Here is a 7,752-nt window from a genome sequence, read left to right as displayed (position 1 = left end):
TGTTAATTTTTTTCTGTTGGTGTTGGCCCCCATGGGGGTTTTTTCTGCGGGCCACCCCGCCCGCGAAGATCACCGCCATGTGCGTCGGCGTGACCGGGTCGTTCAGGGCGTTGACGACACGGGGTCGGTCGGCTCTCCATGTCGTAAGAGCCCTTCGAGTACCCTCCCTGCATGTTCGAGGGCCTCTTCAAGCCGGTCGCGGAGTCCGGCGGACAGGGTGGCGGAGTCGAGCGCGCAGGCGGCGAGAACGCGTTCGAGTGCCCTGATCCGGCCTGGATCGAGGCGGGCCCGGATGCCCCTGTGGGCGAGAAGGTCGCGCAGGGCGTAGCCGTCACCGGAATCACGGGTCCTGCTGACCAGTTGCCCGAGAAGGCTTCGGGCTGTGGGGGTGTTCGGGCCGGCCGCGTCGAGTGCGGTGAGTGCGAGGCGGGTGGTGAAGACGGCCAGGCCTTCACCTTCGTCCAGAGCGAGACAGTGGTCGATCGCGCGCCCGGCGGCGCGCCGGTCGCCGGGGCGGCACAGCGCGGTGAGAACCGCGGTGACCGCGCCCTCCCACGGGTCGCCCGGCTCGGTCTCCTCCAGGAGTGCGAGGGCTGCGGGCACGTCTCGGGTGGTGGCGGCGGCAAGGACGGCGACCTGGCGGCCGTCGAGGATGCGCAGGCCGATGCCGCGGTGCTTCTCGATGTGGAGCAGGGCCTCGTTCCAGTGGCCGGCGGCGGTGAGGGCCCGGGTGCCGTCGGCGATGACGACCCGCCACAGCCAGGCCCGCACTTCCCTGCGCTGGTGGTCGGTCTCGGTGAGCCCGGCCGGGACGGTGATTCCGTCGAGGGTGGCCTCGGTGGCGGTGGTGACGGCGTGGTAGAGGTCGAGGAGGAGCCGGTGGCCGCGGCCGTGGTGGCCGGCGCGGATGTGGAGGCGGGCGAGGTTGACGAGCGGCTCCAGACCGCGGATCGCGCTCGTCGCCGGGAGCGGGTCTCGGCCGAGATAGAGGTGGACGTGGCGGTGGCACAGCTCGCGGGCGTAGTCGGGCAGGGCGAGGTCGGAGGCGAGGAGGGCGGCCTGGTTGAAGACGGTGGATGCCTGGCCCGGGTCAGCCTGCCGGACGGCCGTGTCGGCCAGCTCGGTGAGCCGGCCGACACGGGCGTCCAGGGGTAGGCACGCGGGCCGGGTCCTGGCGACCAGCGGAAAGCGCCGGGCGACGGCTCCGGTCGGGTGCACGCGGATCACTCCCAGATGACGGTGATCGGGTGGTGGGGCCGGTCCAGGACGAATCGACCCTCCGCGCGGTCCGCCGTCACCGGTCCGTCGGGGAGTTCGATGCGCGGTGTCCGGCCGCGGTAGCCGGCGTCCCAGACGCGGATCTCCTCGGCGGTGAGGTCGGCGAGGCCAGCCCCGTCGGGGCCGTGGCCGACGACGCCGGTCTCGTAGGTCTTGCGGCCGTCGGCGGTGGGTTCACCGGGGCGCAGGGTGAGGTAGGCGAGGGAGCCGTCGGCGACGGTGGCCATGGCGCCCCAGCCGAACATCGGCTTCACGCCGCGCTCGCGGGCGGCGCCGGTGACGCTCATTCGCATCAGGGAGTTGGGGAGCGTGAGGGCAAGCCAGAGGTCCTGGTACTCGTAGGTGGTTCCACCGGGGATGGTCACCCCGGTCCAGGCTTCGTGGCGCCCGCTGTCGAGGACGCCGGCCAGCAGCTCGGCGTCGACTGCGGCATCCTGGTCCTTGTGGACCTGGAGGGCGACGTCGCCCTCGCGGGTGAGGGCGACGGTGCGGCGGGCGTCGTCCATGCTGCCGCGCAGCGGCATGAAGACGGCGAGTTGGTCGTCGACCGACACCCAGCCGTCCTCGCCGCGCTCGAAGGCGGTGGTGCGCGAGGCGGTGCCGCGCAGCCGCAGAGGCAATACGATCCGCCCGGTCGGTTTGACCTGTCGGAGCCACGGGGTGGGCATCTCGCTGGTGCTCGCGGTGGCGATCACCCGGTCGAACGGCGCACCGCCGGGGTGGCCGAGGGCACCGTCGCCGAGTACCGCCTCGACGTTGGTGATCCCCGCGCCGACGAGGTGCTTGCGGGCACCGTCGACGAGGTCCTCGTCCACGTCCACGGTCACCACGTGGCCGTCGGGCCCGACGATGTGGCCCATGTACGCGGCGTTGACGCCGGTGCCCGCTCCGGCCTCGAAGATCCGCTCGCCGGGCTGAGGGTCGAGCTGCTCCAGCATCAGGGCGACGATCGCGGGCTGGGAGGCGGCGCTGATCCGCGTGCCGGAGCCGTCGGCCTTGGTGTAGACGGGGTTGTCCGCATACACGGTCTCCATCGGGAAGCCGGGCAGGAAGTGCTCGCGGGGCACGGTGCGGAAGGCGTCCTCAACCGTGGCGGTGCGGATCGTGCCCTGGTCGAGCAGACGCTCGGTGAGGTCGGCGCGCAGCTGCTCGGCTGTCGGGGCTGCGGGAGCGATGTCGCTGCTGAGCGTAGTCATATGGGTGCCCCTGGGAGTGGGGTGGATGGTGGAGGGCGAGGACGCGGAGTCCTCGTCAGTGTGGAAGACGGCGTCCAACGCCCTGGCCGCCATAGCGGCTTGGTGCTCGACCGGCAGGCCGGCGCGGTTGGCGTGGAAGAGGATGTGGTGCGAGAGGACCGCGCGCGGCCCGCGGGTGAGGTGGCCGTCGCGGGCGAGCCGGGCGAGGTCCTGCCCGGCCTGTTCGAAGGCGTGGACCCAGCCGCCGTGGTGGGCGAGCGGAGTCGTGTCGCGGGTGAGCGCCCAGGTGTCGAGGCGCATCAGGCGGCGCATCGCCGCGGTCAGGTCGATCGCACGGTCGGGGGCCACCGCGGCCGGCGCGTCACGGAGCCTTGCGAACCGCGCCCAGACGTCACCCTGCTCGTACCAGTCGAGGCCGGCCGCGCGGAGCATGGCGGAGACGAGGACGACGACGGTCTCGGCCCGGCCGAGGGCGGTCGGACTCGACTCCGCGGCCCGGGCCAGCAGGTGCCGGCTGTCGGTGTGGAAGAGACGGTGGGTGACCTCCATGGCTTCCGGACCGCCGAACGCCTCGTTCTCGGGCTCGTAGATCACGGTGGCCCAGTGCTCGACGACGCCTTCCACGGCGAGTACATCCAGGAGTGAGGTGACGACGGGGGCAGGAGCGGGAGCCCGGTAGCGCAGCCTCAGCCCCTTTTTGCGCATGTACCACCATCCTTCCAGCACGCCTGTGTCCTGGGCGAAGGCGAGAACGGGGGCCAAGTGGTGGGCGGCGACCCGTTCGACGGTGACGGAGCGGGCGAAGGCGAGGTCGTGCTGGATCCAGGTGTCGGTCATCGGACGGGTCCTCGGTCGGTGGGTCAGGAGGTGAGCAGGCAGGCGTCCCAGCCGGTCGCGGGAGCGTTGCCGGTGGCAGGGGCGATCAGAGCGAGGGCGGTACCGGCGGCGCCCTCCAGTAAGGCGGGCCCCGCCGCAGCCAGGAGGCGGCATGCCTGGTCGTCAGGGCTGACGTTCGTCGGGTGGGTGGTGTCCAGGAGTAGGGCGGCGGCCGAGCGCAGCCGCACGGCGTTGCGCAGGGAGGCGTCGTCGGCGGCGCGGTGGGCGATGTGGGCGAGCCCGGCGTAGCCGTGGCAGACGGACAGGTCGGTGGTCGCGGCGAGCGCCGTCGGATCCACCAGCGCGGTGGCCAGTGCGCTCTCGGCGTCGTGGCGCAGCCGATGGTCACCGAGGGCGAGGGCGGCGAGCTGCTGGGCACGCGCGACGCCGGCGGTGCCGTAGCACCAGCTCGGACGTTGCGGTGCAAGAGGCCTGGGATCGGGGCCGGTCAGGTGCGCGGGTGTGATCCAGTACGGCCATGCGTGGCCGTCGTGCCGGCGTTCCAGCCACACCAGGACGGTTCGGATCGCCGCACGCTGGCCCTCGACCTCGACACCGCGCCGCAGCGCGAGGGCGAGCAGGGCGAGCGGACCGGCGATCCCGTGGGCGAGCCCGGTGTTGGCGTGCCCGCCGGGGAACCGGCCGTCCGTCCTGCCGGAGGGTCCGGCGAGGGTCCACCAGCCGGGCAGTACCTCGCCGTCGTGCTCGACGTCATGGGTGAGGCGGACCAGGTAGTCCAGGACCCGCCGGATCGCCTCGCCGTCGGGGGCCCGGCGCAGCAGGACGGCGCCGATGCCGGCCAGCCCGCGGATGGTGTCGTACTCGGCAAGGGAGGGGAGGTCGCCGCACCCGATTCGGGCCTCGGCCTGCTCGCAGCGGCGCACCGCGTCGGCGGCCACGACCCGGTCGAGGTGGTCGAGGGCGTGCTGGTAGGAGCCGGGCCGGGCCTGGGCAGCGCAGGCGAGGGTGTGTGCGAGCGCCGGGGCGCCGTAGTGGAGGTAACTGTCCGCTCCGCTGGTGACGGGGCCGTGGGCCGTGATCGACAGCCAGGCACGCACCGGCTCCCACGGGCCGCGACCGGTGGCGGCACGTTCGATGTGGAGCAGGGTGATGCCGGGAGCGCCCTGGGCGAGGGACTGGCGCCACTGCGGGCGCGACGACCAGGCTCCGGGTACTGCCGCCGGGTCGGCGAGCAGCTCGGCGACCCGATCGGACAGCCTGAGCGAGGGGTGCGGGGCGGTCACAGCTCACCGTTCCGGCAGAGGCGGGCGAGAGCGGTGGCGCGGGCGAGGTAGAGCACCTGGGCCTCGTCCTCGAAGTCGATGCGGTACGCGCGGACGTACGAGCAGTGCAGCAGGGAGCCGAGGACGTCGTCCGTGTCCACCCCTTCCGTGTCAGGGCCGGGGAAGAAGCTGCGGTAGGCGTCGAGGGCACGGTGGCGTTCCGCCCAGGCCTCGACGACCGCGGTGCCTCCCGGTTCGGCGCGCAGTGAAGCCCAACCGTCGGCGGGGTCCGCCAGGCGGACGGCCTCGCGGAACACCGGCCGGGGGACGGTAGCCGGGGGCTTGGCGGGGACGTTGGCGACCAGCCGGCGCAGCCCGTCCGACGTCGAGCCGGTGAAGCCGGTCGCGATCGCTACTGCTTGGGCGGCGAGCAACGCAGGCCGACCGGGCAGCGCGGGTTGGGAGAGCTGGGCGAGGACGGCGGCGGAGTCGGTGCGGAAGACCTGTTCGGCGGCTGCCCAGGCCGGGCCTTCGCCCCATCGTCCGACCTCTGCGTAGGAGGTCGGGTACACGACCTCCGTGAGCAGCCCGGCCTGGTGGAGTTCGGCGGTCCAGGTGCTGATCACGGTGGCGGCCGGGCCGAAGGCGTCCGGATCGGGCAGGGCGATGCGCAGGCGCAGGTGCGGGTGCGGGTCTCGGAAGCGGACGAACCACCACATCGGCAGGCCGAGGCGCTGCAGGAGATCGGGCAGGTGATGGGCGAGGACGGTGTTCTGGCGCACCGAGTCGCCGTAGAGCGAGGCGAGGAGTACCCGGGAGGTGCCGGGGGCGTCGCCGTGGCCGCGCCGCAGGATCCTCGCCCTGCTCGGTTGGGGCAGGCGCGGCCAGGCGGGTGCCCGGATGGCCGTGACCGGTATGGCGATCTCGTGGGCCCGGCCGTCGGCCCAGCCGAGGTCGGACGGGTCGGGGGCCTCGACGAGGACGGCGTGGGGGGCGGAGCGAAGGTGGTTGCGCAGCAGGACGCGGTGACCGGGTTGGTCGAGGTCCATGGGCAGGCCCTGGCTGTCGGCGGCCAGCGTGACGTGCCGGGCGACCCGGCGCCGCACCAGCCAGGCGGACAGGGCCGTGTCCCACTCGGCGAAGCCGGCGGTCCGGGAGGGGAGTTCGGAAGCGCCCATTCGCCAGGAGGCCGGCGAGACGATGACGCGGCCGTGCCGAAGCCGGGGCCGGAACGGCAGCGAGCCGATGGCACCCCAGGAGAACCGGGTGACCTGGACGCCCTGGGCGTGGGACAGCTCGGTGATCAGCCGAGCCAGCGGTGGGGTGTGGGTGTGCAGGTTCAGGGCGTGGGTGGCGGCGGCCTCGATCCGCACGCCGAGCGCCGGCGCGGCCAGATACATGCGCCGCCCGTCGCAGCCCACCGCCAGGTCTTCGGGGCCGAGGACACCGTCGGCAGCCGGGCGGTGCTCGGCGAGGCTGATCACCAACTGGCCGGTGGGGATGCTTCGGGCGATGTGCCCGGTCTCCGCGTCCAGCGGCGGGAACGAGAGTTGGGCGGTGACGGCGTACTCGTCCGTGGTCGGCAGACTGGTCAGCAGGTCGGTGAACGCGGCCCGGTGCTCGGGTCCAAGAAGGTGGAGGAAACGGCCGACCGAGACTCCGGCCGCCCGGGACGCCGAGACGACCTCAAGCCGGAACTCGCCCCGGTCGAGGGCGTGTCGGGTACGGGCGTGGATCCGGGCGAGGATCTCCAGGTGCGGTGGCAGGCGCGGTTCGCTCGGGCCCAGGTCGAGCGAGGCCAGCACGGCCCCGTCGAGTACGACCTCCCGTTCGCCGTCGAGCGCCGCCCGCTGGGCGAGGGTTGCGAGCAGCTCGTCGCGTTCGTCGAAGCGCGGCCTCTCCGTAGGCCGGGCGCCGGGGTAGCCGTCGGGCCAGCCGATCCCGCTGTCCGCCACCACATCCAGCAGCGGCACCAGCGCGCCCCGGCCGTACCGCTCGTAGAAGCGCTGGTGGTAGGCCCGCCACGCGGCGGTGCCGTTGGGGAAGGAGCTGAGCCGGGTGAGCAGGGCGGCGGCTCGGGCAGCCTCGTCGGCCACCGCCTGCGGGAGGACGAGGTCGGCGTCGAGCCGCAGGTCGACAGCCGATTGCGCGCGGCCGATCCCGCCTCCGTCGGCGGAATGCGGGTCGCCGAGGACGGTGGTGACCGCGGGCAACCGGTCGATGCCGGCGCGCTTCAGGGCAGCGAGCAGGTGAACGACGGGGTTGGGTTCGGTCGACGGTGCGTGCAGGCTCGTGATCAGCGCTCCGTGGGCGACGAGCCCGGACAGGACACCGGTGACCTGCTCGGCGGACGCGTCGGGGAACTCGGAGCAGACCTTGTCGGCGAGATCCTGGAAGCGGATCGGGTGGCGCGCGGTGGTCAGGGCGAGCGCGACGGGGCGGGTGTGGCGCAGAGTGGTCTCGGCGGCTGCGGTGCCGCCGCCGGCCAGGGCGAGCGGCCGGTGCGGAACGACGAGGCGCTCACCCCGCACATGGGCGGTGTTGTTCGCCACCACGTTCAGGCAGGCCAGTAGGCCGGGGGTGTGCTCCAGTTGCCCGATCGCCTCGGCGAGCCTGGCTGCGGGGACGCTGCGTACGACCTGGTGCTCGCGGCCCCACCGTAGGGTGGACACCGGCCCGAAGGAGGCGGCCTGCACGCCGGCGAAGTGGCCGAACGGGGTGGGGCGGCCTGCCGCACGAAGCACGTAGCGCGCGGTGGCGAGCGCGGCGCGCCTGACCTCGCGGGGCACGGGGGCGAGGTCGGCGCTCAGCTGCCGGACGCGCTCGGCGAGGACCGGGCCGGCCTGTGCGAGCGCTTCGGCGAGGTGTTCGCCCGTCCACACCTCGCGTAGCCACTCCACCTGCCGGCCGGTCAGACCCGGGGCGTCGTCGTCGAGGTCCGGCCAGGCGGGGACCGCAAGGGTGGGGTGGGAGACGGCACGCACGAGGGCCACGCCGGCGGAGTGGTAGGAGGCTGTGGGAGCGGGTGGGTGCATGGGTTGCGTACCTCGGGGTCGGGGGCGGGAATGGACGCGGTGGCGGGGCGGTGGCCCGGGGGGCCCCCCGGGCACCGGCCGGGTGGTGAAGTGCCGGCCCGTGGGGCAGGCCCCCGAGGTGCTTCCGCCGCCGGAGTCGGTGGG

4 protein-coding genes are annotated in these 7,752 nt (G+C 73.6%); all 4 read right to left on the bottom strand.

The annotated features are described in order from the left end of the window. Positions 1 to 102: 102 nt before the first annotated feature. From ACFWIC_RS02015 to ACFWIC_RS02000, 4 genes are read right to left on the bottom strand one after another with little or no spacing between them, the layout of a single operon-like run. Positions 103 to 1,218, bottom strand: coding sequence for a hypothetical protein (locus ACFWIC_RS02015; RefSeq protein ID WP_380514991.1), 1,116 nt, complete (start codon positions 1,216 to 1,218; stop codon positions 103 to 105). A gap of 5 nt (positions 1,219 to 1,223) precedes the next feature. Then, entirely contained in the window at positions 1,224 to 3,311 is a 2,088-nt protein-coding gene (fxlM, locus tag ACFWIC_RS02010; protein WP_380514988.1) for a methyltransferase, FxLD system, read from the bottom strand. A gap of 23 nt (positions 3,312 to 3,334) precedes the next feature. Continuing rightward, positions 3,335 to 4,594 carry a lanthionine synthetase C family protein gene (locus tag ACFWIC_RS02005; RefSeq protein WP_380514985.1) on the bottom strand — a complete coding sequence of 420 codons (1,260 nt, stop codon included), beginning with the start codon at positions 4,592 to 4,594 and terminating at the stop codon, positions 3,335 to 3,337. After that, entirely contained in the window at positions 4,591 to 7,608 is a 3,018-nt protein-coding gene (locus ACFWIC_RS02000; RefSeq protein ID WP_380514983.1) for a lantibiotic dehydratase, read from the bottom strand. The genes ACFWIC_RS02005 and ACFWIC_RS02000 overlap by 4 nt, the downstream gene beginning before the upstream one ends. Positions 7,609 to 7,752: the final 144 nt, after the last annotated feature.

Origin of the sequence: Kitasatospora sp. NPDC127035 (genome assembly GCF_042726075.1) — a bacterium.
GTDB lineage: Bacteria > Actinomycetota > Actinomycetes > Streptomycetales > Streptomycetaceae > Kitasatospora.
The sequence above is the reverse complement of the archived record's forward strand: the minus strand, read 5'-3'. Positions and strand labels throughout refer to the sequence as shown.

What these genes read in the sequence shown, in the direction of transcription:
- ACFWIC_RS02000 (WP_380514983.1), bottom strand. Translation starts at nt 7,608, where the DNA reads ATGCACCCACCCGCTCCCACAGCCTCCTACCACTCCGCCGGCGTGGCC.
- fxlM (WP_380514988.1), bottom strand. Translation starts at nt 3,311, where the DNA reads ATGACCGACACCTGGATCCAGCACGACCTCGCCTTCGCCCGCTCCGTC.